General features: G+C 37.5%; 19 protein-coding genes. All 19 read left to right on the forward strand.

Annotated elements, in window-relative coordinates; genetic code table 11:
* Positions 1–49: 49 nt before the first annotated feature.
* Complete coding sequence (gene mobQ / locus ACRPI0_RS16795) at positions 50–2,119, forward strand: MobQ family relaxase (RefSeq protein ID WP_432356041.1); 2,070 nt, start codon at positions 50–52, stop codon at positions 2,117–2,119.
* A gap of 302 nt (positions 2,120–2,421) precedes the next feature.
* The gene (locus ACRPI0_RS16800) at positions 2,422–2,934 is read left to right on the forward strand and encodes a GNAT family N-acetyltransferase (RefSeq protein WP_432356042.1); all 513 of its coding nucleotides are present in this window, start codon (positions 2,422–2,424) and stop codon (positions 2,932–2,934) included.
* A gap of 445 nt (positions 2,935–3,379) precedes the next feature.
* Entirely contained in the window at positions 3,380–3,583 is a 204-nt protein-coding gene (locus tag ACRPI0_RS16805) for a hypothetical protein (protein ID WP_432356043.1), read from the forward strand.
* An 86-nt stretch (positions 3,584–3,669) separates the two neighbouring features.
* The gene (locus ACRPI0_RS16810; RefSeq protein WP_432356044.1) at positions 3,670–4,026 is read left to right on the forward strand and encodes a hypothetical protein; all 357 of its coding nucleotides are present in this window, start codon (positions 3,670–3,672) and stop codon (positions 4,024–4,026) included.
* Between the two features lie 77 nt (positions 4,027–4,103).
* A complete protein-coding gene (locus tag ACRPI0_RS16815; RefSeq protein WP_432356045.1) occupies positions 4,104–4,415 on the forward strand; it encodes a hypothetical protein in 312 nt (103 codons plus the stop codon).
* Positions 4,416–4,612: 197 nt separating this feature from the next.
* Entirely contained in the window at positions 4,613–4,918 is a 306-nt protein-coding gene (locus ACRPI0_RS16820; protein ID WP_432356046.1) for a hypothetical protein, read from the forward strand.
* A gap of 836 nt (positions 4,919–5,754) precedes the next feature.
* Positions 5,755–7,530: a group II intron reverse transcriptase/maturase gene (gene ltrA, locus ACRPI0_RS16825; RefSeq protein ID WP_432356056.1), complete on the forward strand. Its 1,776-nt coding sequence runs from the start codon at positions 5,755–5,757 to the stop codon at positions 7,528–7,530.
* Between the two features lie 496 nt (positions 7,531–8,026).
* Positions 8,027–8,521 (forward strand): NUDIX hydrolase, encoded by a 495-nt coding sequence (locus ACRPI0_RS16830; RefSeq protein ID WP_432356047.1) that lies wholly within the window; start codon positions 8,027–8,029, stop codon positions 8,519–8,521.
* A gap of 134 nt (positions 8,522–8,655) precedes the next feature.
* Positions 8,656–9,006, forward strand: coding sequence for a hypothetical protein (locus ACRPI0_RS16835; protein ID WP_432356048.1), 351 nt, complete (start codon positions 8,656–8,658; stop codon positions 9,004–9,006).
* A 67-nt stretch (positions 9,007–9,073) separates the two neighbouring features.
* On the forward strand, positions 9,074–9,283 hold the full coding sequence (locus tag ACRPI0_RS16840; RefSeq protein ID WP_432356049.1) for a hypothetical protein: 210 nt from the start codon (positions 9,074–9,076) through the stop codon (positions 9,281–9,283).
* Positions 9,284–9,941: 658 nt separating this feature from the next.
* The gene (locus ACRPI0_RS16845; protein ID WP_432356050.1) at positions 9,942–10,670 is read left to right on the forward strand and encodes a Fic family protein; all 729 of its coding nucleotides are present in this window, start codon (positions 9,942–9,944) and stop codon (positions 10,668–10,670) included.
* Positions 10,671–10,758: 88 nt separating this feature from the next.
* The gene (locus tag ACRPI0_RS16850; RefSeq protein WP_432356051.1) at positions 10,759–10,998 is read left to right on the forward strand and encodes a hypothetical protein; all 240 of its coding nucleotides are present in this window, start codon (positions 10,759–10,761) and stop codon (positions 10,996–10,998) included.
* A 145-nt stretch (positions 10,999–11,143) separates the two neighbouring features.
* On the forward strand, positions 11,144–11,860 hold the full coding sequence (locus tag ACRPI0_RS16855) for a hypothetical protein (protein WP_432356052.1): 717 nt from the start codon (positions 11,144–11,146) through the stop codon (positions 11,858–11,860).
* An 821-nt stretch (positions 11,861–12,681) separates the two neighbouring features.
* Positions 12,682–14,457, forward strand: coding sequence for a group II intron reverse transcriptase/maturase (gene ltrA / locus ACRPI0_RS16860; protein WP_432356056.1), 1,776 nt, complete (start codon positions 12,682–12,684; stop codon positions 14,455–14,457).
* A gap of 360 nt (positions 14,458–14,817) precedes the next feature.
* Positions 14,818–15,366: a hypothetical protein gene (locus tag ACRPI0_RS16865; protein WP_432356000.1), complete on the forward strand. Its 549-nt coding sequence runs from the start codon at positions 14,818–14,820 to the stop codon at positions 15,364–15,366.
* Between the two features lie 57 nt (positions 15,367–15,423).
* Complete coding sequence (locus tag ACRPI0_RS16870) at positions 15,424–15,741, forward strand: CagC family type IV secretion system protein (protein ID WP_432356057.1); 318 nt, start codon at positions 15,424–15,426, stop codon at positions 15,739–15,741.
* A gap of 65 nt (positions 15,742–15,806) precedes the next feature.
* Positions 15,807–16,151, forward strand: coding sequence for a hypothetical protein (locus ACRPI0_RS16875; RefSeq protein ID WP_432356001.1), 345 nt, complete (start codon positions 15,807–15,809; stop codon positions 16,149–16,151).
* Between the two features lie 13 nt (positions 16,152–16,164).
* Positions 16,165–16,836, forward strand: coding sequence for a TrsD/TraD family conjugative transfer protein (gene trsD / locus ACRPI0_RS16880; protein WP_432356002.1), 672 nt, complete (start codon positions 16,165–16,167; stop codon positions 16,834–16,836).
* Between the two features lie 40 nt (positions 16,837–16,876).
* Positions 16,877–18,781, forward strand: a complete 1,905-nt coding sequence (locus ACRPI0_RS16885; protein WP_432356003.1) for a VirB4 family type IV secretion system protein — start codon at positions 16,877–16,879, stop codon at positions 18,779–18,781.

Here is an 18,781-nt window from a genome sequence, read left to right on the forward strand (position 1 = left end):
TAGCACGTGAAAAATTCGCTTGCGCTCATGTAAAGTGAGGGAATACGCAATGGCTATTTATCATTTTAGTATGCAAGTAATTTCGAGAGGTAAAGGGCAGTCAGCAGTTGCCAGTGCAGCATATCGCAGTGGTGAAAAATTATATAGTGAACGCTATAACAAAGAGAATTTCTATCAGCACCGTCAGGTCATACCGGATACGATGATATTAAAACCAACACATGCGCCAGATTGGTGTGTGAATCGGGAACTTTTATGGAATGAAGTTGAAAAGATCGAAAAAGCAAAGAATGCACAATTAGCTCGTGAGTTTACAGTGGCGCTTCCTATTGAATTATCGAACCAACAGCAAAAAAAGTTGTTAAAGCACTTTGTCCAAGAAGTGTTTGTCGATGAAGGAATGGTAGCAGATATCGCAATTCATCGGGATGATGATAAGAATCCCCATGCGCATGTGATGTTAACGATGCGTCCATTTTTAGAAGATGGCAGTTGGGGAGCCAAGTCGAAAAAAAAATATATTTTAGATGAAGATGGAGAGTCTTTATATACTGCGAGTGGAGCGAAGAAATCTCGGAAAATTGATATGAATGACTGGAATAAAAGAGAGAAAATACAAGAGTGGCGTCAGGCATGGGCACTCTATGCGAATCAGCATTTGGCACTTGCGGGTGTGGCTGTTGAAATTACAGAGAAATCCCATGCAGAGTTAGGCTTAAAACAAGAGCCGATGATTCATGAAGGTTATGTGGCCCGTAAAATGGAACAGGAGGGACGTTCTTCAGATCGCGTAGAAATAAATCGACAAGTGAAAGCACGTAATGAAAAAGTTGTTTTTCTGCTAGAGGTAGATGAGAAATTGACAAATCTAGAAAATCATCAGCTGATTTTACAAGCTTTATCTCCAGCGGAAAAACATGAACTTGGCCAATTATCTAAAGTGCTAAAAATGTATGTGAAACCTGAGTCATTGGCTGATAAAAGAAGGATGCTTTATTTATGGAATGTTAAGCTGCAGGTTCAAGTAGATCTCGGATTATTCAAAGAGCCCAGCTATAAAGGATATCAGGCGCAGGAGGAAGCTTTCCAGCGTGCTGAGGAGCTTTTTAATCGTGAGGCAGACCGATTGGTTGTGAAGTATTATCCAACGCTAGAAACGAGTCAGTGGACGTCTTATGAGAAGCGAGCACTAGTCAATGAAACTGCGCGTCTGGATCGGACTTTAGATGAGCTAGAAATTAAGGATACATTGATGCAGGCGCGTGAGGATGAAGTAGTGGAACAAGTCCAGTTGATATTAAAACAACCGATTACGACTGTTTTAGAAGCACAGGATCGCTTACAAGCTGTGCAAACGCGAGCGGCAACCTTTATGCAACAGCAGGGTGTATCGCTTCAACAGAAAGCATCTATGGACCGGCTATCTCCTGCTGAAAAAAACAACTTTGAAAGTATGTTGAAGGAAATCAAAAGATTGCAACTGGCATTGCGTTTATTTGGGTCTTATTATGACGAGCGCATTCATTTACGGATGCCTAGTTTGGATGTATCGGATAAATCGTTAGTAGAGCGTGAGTGGCTGATGACGGCAATGGATTATTACGGAGAAGCTTTTACAAAAGAACGATTGGCCAATTTTCCAAGTGAGCCACCGCAGAAATACAAGGAAGAGCAATTAGTAGCTGTACCTGATTATTTAAAAGCGAAACGAGCATATGATGTAGCTGTTTTACGGGGAGAGCAGGCGTCTGCTCAGGAGTTGTTGCGAGTACAGAAAGGAATGAATCCAGTATTAGTAAAGGATTTGGCACACCCACGTTATCAGGCTTTTGTGTTAAGTGATTGTGTCGCAGAAGATATCTTGCCCGAAAAGAACGCGAATGCTTTTTTAGCAGCTGTAGAAGTACCAACAGAGCAAGGAACTGTTTTTTACAATGACACGTTCGGAGGCAAACAAATGAACGTCAACAGTTCCCAAACGTTATTTGAGCAGTTCTTTAAAGGAAAAGCAATAGATCGGATATTGGATGAGTTGGAGTATGACGAATTTGAAAAATTGAAGGCGCAGCAGAAACAAATGAAACAACAGAAGGGGATGAATCAAAAAAGGCGATCGTAAATAACGATGGAATATTTCGGATTTTATTAAGGTTATTCGGAGTGTAAAATGTTATCATGAAATGAGAAATAATGGATGTACCGCAAACGGGCCAGATTAACGAAAAGGAGGAGTTCGATTATGCTTATTCTTACAGTAATTATAATAGCCTCTTTTCTAACGCTAGTAGCTTTATTATTTACCACGAGCGATATGGATAAAGTTTAGAATCGGGGGCGTTTGCGTGATAAGGACAATGCATCAAACGGGCCATTTTGTAACAAAGAATATTAGCGGATTACCTTAGTAGATGGGGGAAGAGTATGAATTTAAAAGTGGATTATAGGGATCTTATAAAACTTAGGCCAATAACTGAAGAGGATTATGGTTACGTTTTAAAATGGAGTAAGAACGAGAAATTTTGTTTAGCAAACGACTGGGAAATAAACAGAAACGAGGAAGAATTATATAAATGGTGGTTGTATTGTGTAAATGATTTACCAGAAAACTTAATTCGTATGGGAATTGAAATGGAAAATAAGTTAATCGGATATGCAGACCTAGTCCGTGTATTGGGAAATAAGGCTGAATTAGGAATTTCAATTGGTGAAAGTACTTTGTGGGGCCAAGGAATAGGGTTTGAATCCAGTATTCTCATGATGGACTATGCTTCTTCAGATTTAGGTATTACAACTTTTAGTGCTGAAACTCACGACACGAATATTCGAGCAAAAAAGATGTTGGACAGAATGGGATTTAAGGAAGTTAGTAGAATTGGTGTTGAGGAATATTTAGGCATTGAAACCAAATTAATACAATACATATTATCTTCATAAAGAAATCTTTTTTTTGTAGAATCATTTTTCAATTATCGGGTGCTTTAATTCAATATCAATCTACCGCAATCGGGTGCGTTTACTTGATAAGCAAATGCCCCAATACCGCAATAGGGCCAAATGAAAGACAATGTATAAACGGGGTGAATAGTTTGGGTATCGGAATGATACTGTTAGGTATTGTAACTTTTTTTATAGGTTTTCTTACACCTATTAATGACTTTTACACTTTACCAATTGCTCTAATTCTTATTGTGTTTGGAATTGTACGTTTGATAAATAGAAAAAAATGATTTTTTCTTCGTTCCTACAAATGCTAATGTTTATCGAATAGCTTGTAGATGATGATTCAACAAATGGGTGCGATTACAAAATAGGAATTGCCCTCGATCTACATAAGGACCAAATAGGGAAATGATTAAGTGATTGACTGGAGGGAAAATTAATGAAAAGAGTTTGTAGTCAATGCCAAAATGAAATGATAGACGATTGTAAAGTGAATGTTGAAGGTGGAATGTATGGAATTAAAATCAGTCAAAAGGGCAAAGGGATTTTCAATAGTGTTTCTGCAAAACCTAAAGCAGCTGTATGTCCAAACTGCGGTTATATAGCTTTCTATATAGATGAATTTAGAGAGTTTGATAAGTAATACATGTTCCCAATTCGGGGGCTTTAGCTGAAGAAAGTTTTGCAGGAATCGGGCCATTTTCTGGATGAGTTCAAGGAGGGGATAACGTGAGTCATTACTATAACAGTTATTTAAATGTGCTTAAGAGAGAATTTATGCTTGTCATAATTGCAGCGGTTTTGTTGGTTGTAACCTTTTTTATTTGGGCTGGTGTTCCAGTATTTATAATTGGTAGTGCTGTGGCAAGTCTAACAACTAGTCAATTCCTTGTTAATTTATGTATTTCATTATCAGTAGCTATAATCTTTTCTTTATACTTTTTACCAATCAATTTAAAAGTTGCACAAGATATAGCAGTTACAAAAAAACGCAGTTCATATAATTCATTCATACGAATAGAAATTATGTGGATATTAGTTATTACAGCGATTTTACAAATAATTTCAAGTCTTATTCTTCAATGATTGGGTGCGTTTGCTTGATAAGCAAATGCACCAATACCGCAATAGGGCCAGATTATTAAGTTATGGGAGGGTATTTTTTGAATACAATAGTGTTATTTACAGTGCTTGTTTCTCTGCTAGTTTCCACTATAACTTGTATATGGATATTTAAATTAAAAAGTAATAAATGGCTGAGTGTTCTAACAGCATTGGCTGTAAATGCTGTGATTTTACTAATAGCGACTGTCCTTTTTTATAAATTAGATGTACAAGCATTTCATAAACAAACAGATGGCGTCTTTAGCAGTTTGGGAATACTAGTATTTGCGTTTTTTATTCCAGTGCTAACACTATTGAATTTCTACACTTTAGAATTTATAAGATACCAACGCACAAAAGCATCTTACTAACGCATCTTACTAACGCTAATGAGTTATGAAATTCCATTAACGGGGGCGTTTGCGTGATAAGGACAATGCATCAAACGGGCCATTATACGGAATCATTACTTAAACTAACTGGAAGGTTAGTCGAACAACAACAACAACATGTAACAAGTTCATATTCAACTAACGAGGGAAATAAAGTGTGAAAAAGGAGAAAGTAAATGTCAGTTCATTCTGAATCAAGGGAAAATGACAAGATTGTCATAATAGAATCTTTTACAGGTTGTAGAGATGGTATTGAATTCAGTTGGGAAGAAGCAAGAGATTTTAAGATAGGTGAATTTGTTTATTATTTGGATGGTTTTAAAGACCCGGATTCTATATTTTCACAAGACCATCTTTCTTGGATGATACGTTTTAAAACTGGTGATGGACAAGAATATACGGCTAATCAACTTTACTTTGTTACCAATGGGGTTTGGTGCAATTTAGAGTACTTTTTTAAGAATCATTTTCGCCTGGAGTAAGGTTTGTATTATTCAACTAACGGGTGCGTTTGTGGGTGCGAAATGTTCCTAACTCAAATGAAATGTGGTCACACAATTTCGGTAAAGGTTAGGCAGTTTTAGGTTCCCTAAAACTGAAGGATTATATTGAGAAGTCGAATGAGGGGGTAACGCTCTGAAAGGCTTCCCCTGCGTCGAGTAGCACGCTGATTAGTAAGAAAAAGCGTGTTATAAGCTCGGCTAATAGGCGTGAGAATTTACCGTAACAGTTTGGCTGACGAAAGCCTACCCGATGGGGTGGTGTAAATCATGATGCTTGGGTTGAACAGATATGGTGAGAATGCAATGTAAATACAACACATACTGTATTGCTGGCGAACCTCTGAATGTACGGGTCTAGACGCACATTTTATAGAAATGTAATTACTACCATATGTAGGGTTAGCTTTGGATGAGTAAGAATCCGCAATATAAAAATCCAACTTGTGTTACAGGCACATGCAATGCTAACAGGCTCATAGGAGGCACCTAAGTTTGTTCCATAATAGATATAATTCAACGTTGTAAGCTGATAACGTGGAGGGCTTACTCCCAGTGAAGCGGTGAAAAGGAAAATAGTCGTGAGACTAGCGACTATATAACTTTTCTTCATATCAGTGAAAGTGGTGGCACAGTACCGTCGAAGCGTGTAATGAACGTGGAGGGATAGCCACTAGACTAATGAAAGATTCATTCAACCATGCAAGACAGTTCTTATACGATTAATAAGGTTCTTGTAAGACTAATAGAGGTTCAGCTCCAAAGGAGCCACCGACTTGTTAAAACGTAAGAAACTGAGGCACCACGAGTATTATGATATGCAATATCATTTTGATTCTTTATATGCTAAAAGTGCTGATGGTCAAAATTTTTATGGATTACTCGATTTAATGCAATCTGATGAAAACATTCGATTAGCTTATCGTAATATTAAACGAAATACTGGCAGTACAACGGCTGGATATGATGAACTAACGATTGAAGATATAAGTCAATTATCCGTTATCGAAGTTGTATCGACGATACAACGTATGTTTAGGCGTTATACACCCAAAGCTGTTAGACGGGTATTTATCCCGAAGGCAAACGGGAAAACACGTCCTTTAGGAATTCCGACTATTTGGGACAGATTGTTCCAACAGTGTATTCTTCAAGTCCTCGAACCTATCTGTGAAGCAAAGTTTTATAAACACAGTTATGGTTTTAGACCCAATCGTAGTACGCATCACGCTAAAGCCAGGTTCGAAACCCTGATTAATCGGGCGTGTTTATATCACTGTGTAGACGTTGATATTAAAGGGTTCTTCGACAATGTAAATCATGCCAAACTATTAAAACAAATGTGGGCGCTTGGTATTCGTGATAAGGCATTACTTTCTATAATTTCACGCCTTTTGAAAGCTGAAATTATAGGAGAAGGATTCCCAACCAAAGGCACCCCACAAGGGGGGATATTATCACCTCTGTTATCTAACATTGTATTAAATGAACTAGATTGGTGGGTTAGTCATCAATGGGAAAGCTTTGAAACTCGAATGCCGTATCAATCATATGCTGGCAGATACAATGCATTGAAAAAATCGAATCTGAAACACTGCTATATTGTGAGATACGCTGATGACTTCAAAATTCTTTGTCGTACTCGCTCGCAAGCGATAAAAATGCATTATGCAGTGAAGGATTTTCTTCAAACAAGGCTTCACCTTGAAATTAGTAAGGAAAAATCTAAAGTGGTCAACTTAAAGAAAAACTCATCAGAGTTTTTAGGGTTTCGTATTAAGGCACATCGGAAGCGGACGAATAAAAGAACGCTGTATGTTGCCCGATCCCATATGACCAAAAAGTCACTCGATAATGCACAGATAAAGCTTAAACAAGCAATTAAGGTAATTCGGAAACATCAATCACCTGAAAATGTTTGGCGATTCAATACGGTAATAATGGGAATACAGAATTATTATTCCGCAGCATCTCACATTACAAAAGACTTAAATGAGCTGAGCGGTCGTCTTAATAAAGCATTATTCAATCGTTTAAACGAAATGAGAAAAGAAGCAACGTTTCAGGAACTCACAAAAACCTTACAGAAACGGTATAAGGGGTACGAATGTAAACTTTATAAAATAAAAGGAATGGTCATTGTTCCCGTTCATGCCCAACGTTGTAAAGTGAATCTTAATTTCTCTCAATCAATCTGTAACTACACTACCGTAGGTAGAAATAAAATCCATCAAAGTTTGGGAGCTATTAATAAACAAGTGCTCGCTTATGTGATGAAGCAATATATACCAAGTCGTTCCATTGAATATAATGACAATCGGATTAGCAGATTTATTGCACAATACGGAAAATGTGCTGTTACAGGTTTTGAATTAGGTCGGAACGACTTCCACTGTCATCATAAAATACCGTTTCATCTAACACAAGATGATTCATATGGGAATTTAATGATGGTACACGAACCTGTTCATCGTCTGATTCACATGAGAAATCTAGAGAAAATACAAGTCCTTTTAAACGTTCTTAAGTTAAACGCAAAACAACTTAAAAAGGTCAATGAATTGCGTGAGCAATGCCTGAACGAAGCAATCTGATTCTACATTTCATCTTGCATATACATAAAAATAGTGAATGAATTGGATTAGTTGGAACGCCGTATGCGATGAAAGTCGCACGTACGGTGTGAAGTGGGGGAAAAGCTAGCGATAACTTCAAAGGCTTACCTATCGCTATCACAAATTTTATGCCGTTAACGGGCCATTTGATTGTGAAGGATTATACTGAAGTTAACGGTACAGAATGGTTTTGATTGAGTGGAAAAGTAAATGGATAAGGTAAAACTCTATTTAAAATATCGGAAAAAATCTTACTTTTTAAAAGCAATACTTTTTATTTTACTTTTTTTTATACTTATCTTAGTATTTGGACCTCCGAAGTATTATGTTGTGCCTATTTTATATATGATAACAATTTTCGGTATTCCTGAATTTGTAGAATATAAACGTTGGAAAAAAGATAAGTATTGAATTTAGCGTGATAAGGACAATGCATCAATCGGTCCAAATACTTGAATCAAAACTGGAGGAAAAAATGTATAAACAAACACTGTGTTTTGTTCGAAGAAATGATGAATTACTAATGTTGAATCGGGAAAATAAACCAACACAAGGACTTTGGAATGGTGTCGGTGGGAAGATAGATGAAAACGAAACACCCATGGAATGTATAATTCGTGAGGTGAAAGAAGAAACAAACATTGATATTAGTACCTATGAAGTAATTGACAAAGGGGTTATTTCGTGGGAAGTGGATGATTCTTATGTTGGTGGGCTATATGTTTATTTGGTTGATATTGAAGACAATTATAATTATCAAACACCTAAGAAAACCGATGAGGGGATTCTTGATTGGAAAAAAATAACTTGGCTATTGAGAGATGTGAATTTCGGTGTAGGAGAAATGATTCCTCACTATTTACCAAACATTTTAAATGGCGAAGATTATTGTAATCATTTTTGCGTGATTAGGAACAAAAAATTAATTAGTTATGAAATGCAAAGGTTGGAATTGATTGATTTAAAATGAGATTATTATTTACCGCTATCGGGGGCAATTCATGAAGAAGAATTTTTCTTTTTTTCAGCATTAGATAATTTAATACCAGAAGAAAAATCTCGGAAAAATAACTGGTATAAACTTAAAGATGAGAGGGTGAATTCATGGTGGATGAAATAATTGGTTATGTAGTAGTTGTATTTTTAATTACGGGCTTCACATATGGTTTTGTTAGACAAATGCAACATACTTTGACTATCCGAAAAGCTAATAAAACAGCGGTATCAAATTACAAAAGGACGTTATTCGGAAATTATATAACGTGTTTAGCATTTGGGGGTTTTCTAATTTCTTATATGTTAAATGTTTTAGTTGCGATGCGAATTATCCAGTCAAATATGCTTACAAGTAATAACACTAGTTTTAGTTGTTTTGTATTCTTAGTGGTTCTTTTAATCGCTAAATTCGGAGTTATCCCTAAAGGTCGTAAGCGAATGACCTATTTAAATCAATAACAGGTTGTTTTATAAGCGATTTCGTTTATATTGCAAATGGGCAATTTAAATTAAGAGAAGTGATATTTTGCCAAGAACAGCCATGGGTAAAGTTTCTTTAGCAATGCTAATATTCTTTGTGATTCAAGTAATTTCACTAGTTGTTCTGTACTTTACAGGTGGTTTCCTCGTTATACTTGTACTTCTGTATTCAACGATAATAACAGCACCTATATTTTTTGTTTTTGGCTTAATAGGACTTGTAAAAGAAAAAGGAAATAAGAAAATCATACCGTAAGTTGTACTTGTTCTAGGTGTAATCGAACTTACATTTTACTTGATCACAGTTTTTGGATATCAGTTCGGTGGGTAACTGAGCCAGTTCGTTAATCTGTGGGGGCGTTTTCCACACAAGTAATCGCCCCAATATCGCAAACGGGCCATTTAGTTAAACAAAAAGCCATAAAAATGGGGGATTAAATGTACATTGGGTCTATCGGTTTTTTTTTTATTTTTCTTATGTCAACGACCACGGGACTACTTTTTATGTTTAAGCTAAGAAAGAAAAATGAATATAACGTTGTTACTGGAACTATTTTTTTGGGGATTGGAATCTTTTCTTTAATAGTCTGCATTCCTTTTTTTGAATGGTAGATAAGGACATTATTCCTGAAAGAAGAATGAAACTTACCATTTGATGCAAATAGGTGGTAATAGTACCCAAGCAACTACAATGAAGAGGTTTATTTATCAAAATGTGACCTCTACTTCAACACTCTGGGGGCGTTTGCAGAACAAAAGTTACTTGGAGATGCTTAGTTTCGAAAGAAATTTTTAACTTAAACCTCATCGTTATAATTTAAAAAGTATGATCACTATCAATAAGGTATAGAACTTTTCCAATATGCGGTACAATAATAGAAATACTCTACTTGTATACTTGGGAGGTTACTCATTTGTTTGAAGTTATTAATAAAAAGAAGGCACAATTAGATGCTGCTCGTCCCTTGCCTAAATATACATTGAAAAGTTTACGGGAAAAGTTATTTCTAGAATGGACCTATAATTCGAATGCGATTGAAGGAAACACCTTAACCATGAACGAAACGAAAGTGGTACTTGAAGGAATTACAATCGGTGGTAAGACACTGAGAGAACATTTGGAGGTTATCAATCATCGGGATGCCATTAGTTATGTTGAAGAAATTGTCCAAATGAACGAATCTCTTTCTGAATGGCAAATAAAAAATTTACATCGGTTAGTACTTAAAGGAATTCATGAAGAGTATGCGGGTGTTTACCGTAAAGAACAAGTCTTTATTTCGGGTGCCACACATATACCACCAGCGCATTATCTGATCCAAGAAAGAATGGAACAAATGATGAATTGGTATCGAAACGAAGGAATTCACCTTCATCCTGTTGAGCGTGGCGCGATGTTACATGCTATTTTTGTTGGCATCCATCCTTTTATAGATGGAAATGGACGAACTTCTAGACTTTTGCTGAATTTAGAAGTAATGAAAGATGGATTTCCTCCTGTCATTATTAAGGTGGAAAATCGATTGGCCTATTATGAAGCTCTTGACAAAGCACATACGACAGAAGATTATAGCGATTTTATAGCATTAGTAGAACGTGAAGTAGAAGACTCTCTTGACTTATATCTAAGTACAATTAGTTAAAAAGCATCTCTATGAGGTGCTTTTTTGCAACCAATAGTTGTGCTTCAATCCGGCCGCATCTTTCAATTTCTAGATAGGAGGTTAAAAGATGACACTTCAATGGAAAAGAGAAAGTATTATATTTGATAGCTTGTATGAAGCAGATGTTTGGGCCGATTCACTAGGAAATGAAATGTATGCAAGATTATATGATGGTTATGACACACCGGATTATAAAATAGCTTATTCCTTGGCTTTTAGAATTGCCGAGATGAAGGAATTCAGAGTCTTCACAAGAAGGACAATAGGTAATGATTATAGATTTAAAGTTTGGGTGGTACCTTTTTAGTGCAGAACTAATTTTAAATTCAAACTAACGGGTGCGATTCTTGAAGAAGAATTTGCACCCTTTTTCAGTAATCGAACCGGAATAGCGAATAGTTGAATAAAGAGTTAGCTACTGAGAACACTAAAATAAAATGAGGTGTTCTCTTATGAAAAAGGTTCTGATCTTAATCATTTCTATTTCTCTTTTTGCTGTTTTAACTAAGGCTAACGCAATGATTAATGAATATGACGAAATTGCTAAGTCAAATAACGGGGCTGTTACCATTGATGCGAAAAAGATAAATGGGTTATATACAGATTTTAAAATTAACTTTCAGGGTGCGACCCTTTCAAAACCTTACTGGTGGAACACTACAAACCCAGCTTGGTCTCCCGAGATTATCTATAAGGATATCAATCGGGATGGAAAGAATGAATTGGTTATAATTTTGACTATAGGCACAGGTACTGGGATTTTAGAGCGTGAAGCACACGTTTTCCATATAGAACGGAAATCACTTGGTAAAACGTCGGCTTTGGTACCAGTTGAGGTGCTTGTTGATAATCCAATGGCGATATTATTAAAAAACGTAAAAACCGAGTTAACACATAACAAAGCAAGTGTTAGTATCAACGATAAAAAATGTGAAATTGAAATCAAACCTTTTGGTATTGAACAAAAACATTTATTTAGTGATATATATTTTGGTAATTTGATCGACTTTGAAATAAAAGAGAACCAACTTATCGCAAAAATAGGCGGTCAAATTTCTCCGGCGGGAGGATATTTAGGAGATATTCAAATAACCTATGTATTTAAAGATAAAATGTATCAAGCAAAATCAATTGAGTTTAAGCCTATTTCTGGCGTGGAATGTCATTAAGCAATCGGGTGCGTTTTCGGGTGCGAAATGTTCCTAACTCAAATGAAATGTGGTCACACAATTTCGGTAAAGGTTAGGCAGTTTTAGGTTCCCTAAAACTGAAGGATTATATTGAGAAGTCGAATGAGGGGGTAACGCTCTGAAAGGCTTCCCCTGCGTCGAGTAGCACGCTGATTAGTAAGAAAAAGCGTGTTATAAGCTCGGCTAATAGGCGTGAGAATTTACCGTAACAGTTTGGCTGACGAAAGCCTACCCGATGGGGTGGTGTAAATCATGATGCTTGGGTTGAACAGATATGGTGAGAATGCAATGTAAATACAACACATACTGTATTGCTGGCGAACCTCTGAATGTACGGGTCTAGACGCACATTTTATAGAAATGTAATTACTACCATATGTAGGGTTAGCTTTGGATGAGTAAGAATCCGCAATATAAAAATCCAACTTGTGTTACAGGCACATGCAATGCTAACAGGCTCATAGGAGGCACCTAAGTTTGTTCCATAATAGATATAATTCAACGTTGTAAGCTGATAACGTGGAGGGCTTACTCCCAGTGAAGCGGTGAAAAGGAAAATAGTCGTGAGACTAGCGACTATATAACTTTTCTTCATATCAGTGAAAGTGGTGGCACAGTACCGTCGAAGCGTGTAATGAACGTGGAGGGATAGCCACTAGACTAATGAAAGATTCATTCAACCATGCAAGACAGTTCTTATACGATTAATAAGGTTCTTGTAAGACTAATAGAGGTTCAGCTCCAAAGGAGCCACCGACTTGTTAAAACGTAAGAAACTGAGGCACCACGAGTATTATGATATGCAATATCATTTTGATTCTTTATATGCTAAAAGTGCTGATGGTCAAAATTTTTATGGATTACTCGATTTAATGCAATCTGATGAAAACATTCGATTAGCTTATCGTAATATTAAACGAAATACTGGCAGTACAACGGCTGGATATGATGAACTAACGATTGAAGATATAAGTCAATTATCCGTTATCGAAGTTGTATCGACGATACAACGTATGTTTAGGCGTTATACACCCAAAGCTGTTAGACGGGTATTTATCCCGAAGGCAAACGGGAAAACACGTCCTTTAGGAATTCCGACTATTTGGGACAGATTGTTCCAACAGTGTATTCTTCAAGTCCTCGAACCTATCTGTGAAGCAAAGTTTTATAAACACAGTTATGGTTTTAGACCCAATCGTAGTACGCATCACGCTAAAGCCAGGTTCGAAACCCTGATTAATCGGGCGTGTTTATATCACTGTGTAGACGTTGATATTAAAGGGTTCTTCGACAATGTAAATCATGCCAAACTATTAAAACAAATGTGGGCGCTTGGTATTCGTGATAAGGCATTACTTTCTATAATTTCACGCCTTTTGAAAGCTGAAATTATAGGAGAAGGATTCCCAACCAAAGGCACCCCACAAGGGGGGATATTATCACCTCTGTTATCTAACATTGTATTAAATGAACTAGATTGGTGGGTTAGTCATCAATGGGAAAGCTTTGAAACTCGAATGCCGTATCAATCATATGCTGGCAGATACAATGCATTGAAAAAATCGAATCTGAAACACTGCTATATTGTGAGATACGCTGATGACTTCAAAATTCTTTGTCGTACTCGCTCGCAAGCGATAAAAATGCATTATGCAGTGAAGGATTTTCTTCAAACAAGGCTTCACCTTGAAATTAGTAAGGAAAAATCTAAAGTGGTCAACTTAAAGAAAAACTCATCAGAGTTTTTAGGGTTTCGTATTAAGGCACATCGGAAGCGGACGAATAAAAGAACGCTGTATGTTGCCCGATCCCATATGACCAAAAAGTCACTCGATAATGCACAGATAAAGCTTAAACAAGCAATTAAGGTAATTCGGAAACATCAATCACCTGAAAATGTTTGGCGATTCAATACGGTAATAATGGGAATACAGAATTATTATTCCGCAGCATCTCACATTACAAAAGACTTAAATGAGCTGAGCGGTCGTCTTAATAAAGCATTATTCAATCGTTTAAACGAAATGAGAAAAGAAGCAACGTTTCAGGAACTCACAAAAACCTTACAGAAACGGTATAAGGGGTACGAATGTAAACTTTATAAAATAAAAGGAATGGTCATTGTTCCCGTTCATGCCCAACGTTGTAAAGTGAATCTTAATTTCTCTCAATCAATCTGTAACTACACTACCGTAGGTAGAAATAAAATCCATCAAAGTTTGGGAGCTATTAATAAACAAGTGCTCGCTTATGTGATGAAGCAATATATACCAAGTCGTTCCATTGAATATAATGACAATCGGATTAGCAGATTTATTGCACAATACGGAAAATGTGCTGTTACAGGTTTTGAATTAGGTCGGAACGACTTCCACTGTCATCATAAAATACCGTTTCATCTAACACAAGATGATTCATATGGGAATTTAATGATGGTACACGAACCTGTTCATCGTCTGATTCACATGAGAAATCTAGAGAAAATACAAGTCCTTTTAAACGTTCTTAAGTTAAACGCAAAACAACTTAAAAAGGTCAATGAATTGCGTGAGCAATGCCTGAACGAAGCAATCTGATTCTACATTTCATCTTGCATATACATAAAAATAGTGAATGAATTGGATTAGTTGGAACGCCGTATGCGATGAAAGTCGCACGTACGGTGTGAAGTGGGGGAAAAGCTAGCGATAACTTCAAAGGCTTACCTATCGCTATAACACTCCAAAGGTCAACTTCTCAATTTTTTGTTGAGAAGTTGACCTTTTTTCATCTCGTCTTCTATTAGTTATAACTAATGAACCATAAAATAACATTTCAAATTTATTGCAATCATAACAAGAATATGTATTTAATTAAAATATGGTAATATTTAGACAATTTTTATCTTATAGAGCAGGGAAACATTGTATACTACATAAAAGTAGGTGATACGTTTAATGATAGAACGATGGTTGAGTAGTAATCCGCCTATTCAGATTGAGCATGATGGGCATTTGGTGTGCTGTGGAGAGAAAAGTGGGCAATCAATTGAGTCTGTTCGACAAGCACGTATCCAGGAAGAAGTAGAGGCGCAGATTGAGGTAAAACCATTAAAATTGCGCCAACACTTTCTGCAGCAAGGAAATTTTCAAGATGCTGAGAAGATGGAGCAAGTAGATGGAACGGTTTTTCAAGGAAAGCATGGTCGCTTGCTTGCTGAAGTGAATTTTGCAGGTACGAGTTTTTTAGAAGGATTTCTTAGCGTGTACGGCATGGAGTTGGATCAAGCCGTGAAGCGTTACGAGGAGAAGTTGCAGTTGTTTGAAGTGGAGCAGCAAGAGAAGAAACAGAAAGCCATCTTTATCGGACGCGTCAGGAAAGGCAACCTCGAACAGCTTTCAGAAGGATTTCCAACCGTTCAAGAGGCGAAAAGAAAGTTATCGAATATGCAACAACAAAAGGAAATTGTCCCCCAACAATTCGTAGTAATGAAGCGAGAGGAATAGTAGAGAGATAAATGAATAGTGAAAGTAGGTTTGTGTATGACAAAACAACACGTAAAAATGCGCTTCGCATTTGGCTCAGCTTTGGCTCTGGTGATTTGTTTAGCAGTTACACCCGAAATCGTTTTTGCCTCAGCTGGACAAGTCCAAGCTAAGCTCACAAATGCAGCCAATGTCGTGAAAGGCATTTTGACAGCGCTTGTGGTTTTAGTCGGGATTTGTGCAGCTTTATTTATTATCATCAAGCGTATGCCTTCCGCAGATGATCCGCACGAGAAAAATGAAGTGTTCAAAAGTGTCGGTCGTGTTTGTGCGCTGGTTGGGTTGGCAGCAGCCGTCATATGGCTACTACCATGGGTATATTCATTGTTCACATAAGTAGAAGTAATAAAAAACTACTTAACAAAAGTAGAATTTTCTACTTTTGAAAGGTGTGTATCTGTATGAATGAACAGAAAGGAAAGAAGTTCGTTTTTCCGGAAAACGTCGAGTCGGGCTATGGCATATTTCTTGGAATCACATTACGAGAGCTTGCCATTTACCTATTGCCTCCGACAGTGATTGGATTCATCGTTCTTGCGCTACCCCCTCATAATGTGTGGCTCATGCTTTTCAAGTTGATGCTTATTTTAATTGCACTCATTGTAATTTTGGCATTTCTCTCCTCTCGCCCGATTCGCTATCGACAAAACATTCGGTTTCAGGCTTATTTGAAATTACGAACGAATTATAAACAGAGACAAAAGCTCTTTTACACGAGAAAGAAGAAGGAGCGTTTATTTAGATGAGGTGGTGAGGTGTTTGTGGGAGAAATTATTTGGTGTTCCTAAAAAGAAAGCGTCCATTGAAGCCTATGTGTTCGAAGATGAACCAAGGATGCTTCGAAACGGGAAACAAAGTCTGCAAGAGATGTCGTTAATTGAGGCGCAATACAATGATTTTTTCGTGACGAAGCAAGGTTATTTAGTGGCACTCATTCAAGCAGGTGGCATCAATTTGGATTTGCTGACCGTTACCGAACAGGAAGATGTTTTTGATGAATTCAATGCATTTCTGATGTCTACACTCGGTGAAAATAGCGGAGAGATTCAGCAGTACTTAGATATTACGATGCCCGTTGATTTTAGTGAATACGTATTGTTTTGGCAACATCGTTATTTACAAGTGCAGCAGGAGGAACCGGATAACAAGGCCAAGCTTTCGCTCATTGCGAGCTATGTTGATACGTTTTCAACCATCGCCTCCTCACAGGAAATGACCACGAAACGGCACATTGTGGTACTACATGAAAAAATACCAAAAAAGCATCTTGCGTCCTTAGAGCAAACGGCGATTGAACTAGAGGAGAAAGTGACGCTATTCATCCGTCAGCTTGAAAATACATTAAGCACCTACGATATGACAGCTCGCCAATTGACCGCGAAGGAATGTCGGGATGTTTTGCAACATTTAGTCAACTTTTCAAACCATTAGGGGAGGGGAAGCGATGCTTAGACGCAAGCAACCAGTGCAAATGAGTCGTGAATTGGGTTTGGATGAGGTATTGGATGGATCAAGTTTAGATATGATTTACCCTTTTTCTTGGGAGGAATATGCTGATCATATTGAATCAGGGGATAACTTTATCCGTGTCATTGCCATTATTGATTATCCCAATAGCCGTTATGGCAATTGGCTTTCTGAATTGAAGCGGAAGAAAGGCAACATTACGATTGTTCAATTTTTAGAGTCATCGAATGCGAATAAAATGGTGGATCATTACAATAAAACAATTAAAAATAAGCAGGCCGAAGCGTTGAAAACATTTGATCCTTTGAAAAAGCGTCAACTTGAAAAACAGGTGGAGGCAGCCGAGCATCAGCTGATGAAATTTCTTGAAAACGAATCAATCTATATTTATCAGTATACCTATATTTATTTGCAAGCGAATTCGTTAGAGGCACTTAATGCACTCAGTGATTCCGTTCAAAACACACTGACGAAGTTGCAGTTAAAAGCAATGACTCCATTTAAGGCGATGTACCAGACGTTTTGGAGTGCCATGCCGATTTTAGAGAATCTGCTTGGTGATTACACGTATAAGCAATCCAATACGGAGGCAGCGAGCAGTATGTTTCCGTTCGATGATGCGGAAATCTTAACGATTAACCCACGCAGTGATGTAGAGGGCGTCAATAAAGACACAGGGAGTTTAATTGCAATTGATTATTTGGACCGCAAAAATACGTTGAATCAAAACATGGTTGTGATCGGCACAAGTGGGGTCGGGAAAACAACGTATATGGTGCAGAAGATTTTACGTTATTTTGCCCGTGGCGTGAAAGTGTTTATTATCGATCCTGAAAATGAATATACGAGCATAGTCGAGCACTTAGGGGGCACGGTCGTTCACCTAAGTAGTAATTCAACGACAAAAATCAATCCGCTCGAAGTGTACTCCGAGCATGTAGCAGATGAAACGACGGCTGACATGGAAATGATTTTAAAGGATAAGATCCAGCGATTACTTGGCTTCTTTCAAGTGTTGAAGCAAGACATCACTCAAGTAGAGAAAGCCGTGTTGGATGCAACACTACGGCAAGTGTATAACGATGCGGGGGTCCATGACTTTCCTAATTTTCGTGACGTGCCAAGTACGTCCTATCCCATCTTGTCAGATGTCTATGAGGCACTTTCCCAGTTAAAAGAGACAGATGCAGATCGTTACGGTCGTATTGAGGATTTCCATTATATTTTGGAAAGCTACGTCAACGGCAGTAAAACGATTTTCAACGGACACACGAATATTAACTTACAAAGTGATCTTCTGTCCTTTGATTTAAAGCCCTTACAAAACGAAGCAGAAGTGCAAGGGGCTGCCTATTTAAATACGTTTAGTTATTTATGGGACAACATTACGGAAAATACGGAGGAGAATGTGAAGCTGTTCGTGGATGAGTTTCATTTCTTAACACAAAATCCTGATGCAGCGAGTTTTTTCTACCAGGCATATAAACGATTTCGTAAGTACAATGCAGGTGCAATTGCAGGGACCCAGCAAATCCAGGACGTCTTGGACGGTCAGATGGCGAATGGACAAAACGTTGGGGAAGCCATTATTGGCAATAGTTATACGAAGGTGTTTTTCGGGTTAGACAATAAAGGCGTGGATGACATCACTCATAAGTTGCGAATGACATTTAGTGATAAGGAGAGAAAGCTGTTAGAAAGAAGAAAGCAAGGGGAGGCGCTGATAATTCATGGAACGCAGCGAGCTTTTATGCGGGTCGAATTAACCGAAGAAGAGCTTCGTTTGAAAGATCCGATTCGTTACGAAGAAGTGTACGAAGTGAGTGCTGAGCACGTTCCAAATTATGAAGATCGTATTCATATGACCGAATTGGAAAGGCAAGAAGCGTGGAATATGGAGGAAATCTAA

It is taken from the genome of Sporosarcina sp. A2 (assembly GCF_050858885.1).
GTDB lineage: Bacteria > Bacillota > Bacilli > Bacillales_A > Planococcaceae > Sporosarcina.

Coding starts and splice junctions, on each gene's coding strand:
- mobQ (WP_432356041.1), top strand. CDS start 50: ATGGCTATTTATCATTTTAGTATGCAAGTAATTTCGAGAGGTAAAGGG.
- ACRPI0_RS16800 (WP_432356042.1), top strand. CDS start 2,422: ATGAATTTAAAAGTGGATTATAGGGATCTTATAAAACTTAGGCCAATA.
- ACRPI0_RS16805 (WP_432356043.1), top strand. CDS start 3,380: ATGAAAAGAGTTTGTAGTCAATGCCAAAATGAAATGATAGACGATTGT.
- ACRPI0_RS16820 (WP_432356046.1), top strand. CDS start 4,613: ATGTCAGTTCATTCTGAATCAAGGGAAAATGACAAGATTGTCATAATA.
- ltrA (WP_432356056.1), top strand. CDS start 5,755: ATGCAATATCATTTTGATTCTTTATATGCTAAAAGTGCTGATGGTCAA.
- ACRPI0_RS16830 (WP_432356047.1), top strand. CDS start 8,027: ATGTATAAACAAACACTGTGTTTTGTTCGAAGAAATGATGAATTACTA.
- ACRPI0_RS16835 (WP_432356048.1), top strand. CDS start 8,656: ATGGTGGATGAAATAATTGGTTATGTAGTAGTTGTATTTTTAATTACG.
- ACRPI0_RS16850 (WP_432356051.1), top strand. CDS start 10,759: ATGACACTTCAATGGAAAAGAGAAAGTATTATATTTGATAGCTTGTAT.
- ACRPI0_RS16855 (WP_432356052.1), top strand. CDS start 11,144: ATGAAAAAGGTTCTGATCTTAATCATTTCTATTTCTCTTTTTGCTGTT.
- ltrA (WP_432356056.1), top strand. CDS start 12,682: ATGCAATATCATTTTGATTCTTTATATGCTAAAAGTGCTGATGGTCAA.
- ACRPI0_RS16865 (WP_432356000.1), top strand. CDS start 14,818: ATGATAGAACGATGGTTGAGTAGTAATCCGCCTATTCAGATTGAGCAT.
- ACRPI0_RS16870 (WP_432356057.1), top strand. CDS start 15,424: ATGCGCTTCGCATTTGGCTCAGCTTTGGCTCTGGTGATTTGTTTAGCA.
- ACRPI0_RS16875 (WP_432356001.1), top strand. CDS start 15,807: ATGAATGAACAGAAAGGAAAGAAGTTCGTTTTTCCGGAAAACGTCGAG.
- ACRPI0_RS16885 (WP_432356003.1), top strand. CDS start 16,877: ATGAGTCGTGAATTGGGTTTGGATGAGGTATTGGATGGATCAAGTTTA.